The following is a 639-nucleotide window of genomic DNA, read 5'->3' as shown; positions in this document are numbered from 1 at the left end:
TTGCGCCCTTCGAGGGTTGAGACGACATCCTCGAATTCGTGCTCGGCATAGCTCGCGAGGACCATTCCCGGATGCACTACGTCCACGGGAAAGTGATGCTCGTCGGCAATAATGACGGGCGTCCCGAGGTGCGTAACTTCGAACAGCAGGGCCGAGAACTTCAGCGGCAGACGCACGCACCCATGCGAGGCCGGATAGCCCGGAAGGTTCCCGGCGTGGAGAGCAATGCCATCCCACGTCAGCCGGTTCATGTTGGGCATGGGCGCGTTGTTGTAGGTCGACGAGCGGTGATTCCGGTCCTTCTGCAGGACCACGAACACTCCCGTCGGGGTTTCGTGCCCGGACTTGCCGGTGGAACAGGTCGAGACAGCAATACGAACGCCGTTGCGATAGACATGGACCCGTTGATCCGTCAGCGACACGATGACTGCTACCGGCCCCGTTGGCTGACGCTCGGGATGCCAGGTGAACTCGTTGGGTTTGAGCTCGTGGACCTCTTTATACACATGTTGTCCGGCAAGCGGGCCGGCCAGTAGCGCCAGCGCAGCTCCACCGGAAGTGGCCAGAAGCGTTCGCCGGGTCAGGGCGGTCGGGTTGGACATGATTGGAGGTCTCGTGTGCTGCCAAAATCGTATTCAG

The 639-nt window shown here is 61.2% G+C and carries 1 protein-coding gene; it reads right to left on the bottom strand.

Going from position 1 to position 639, the window contains the following annotated elements; genetic code table 11:
* Nucleotides 1-602 (bottom strand): L,D-transpeptidase family protein (locus AX756_RS24810; protein WP_156461700.1); only part of this gene is annotated, 602 nt, incomplete at its 3' end.
* Nucleotides 603-639: the final 37 nt, after the last annotated feature.

Source organism: Aliiruegeria sabulilitoris (assembly GCF_001558155.1).
Lineage (GTDB): Bacteria > Pseudomonadota > Alphaproteobacteria > Rhodobacterales > Rhodobacteraceae > Tropicimonas > Tropicimonas sabulilitoris.
The sequence above is the reverse complement of the archived record's forward strand: the minus strand, read 5'-3'. Positions and strand labels throughout refer to the sequence as shown.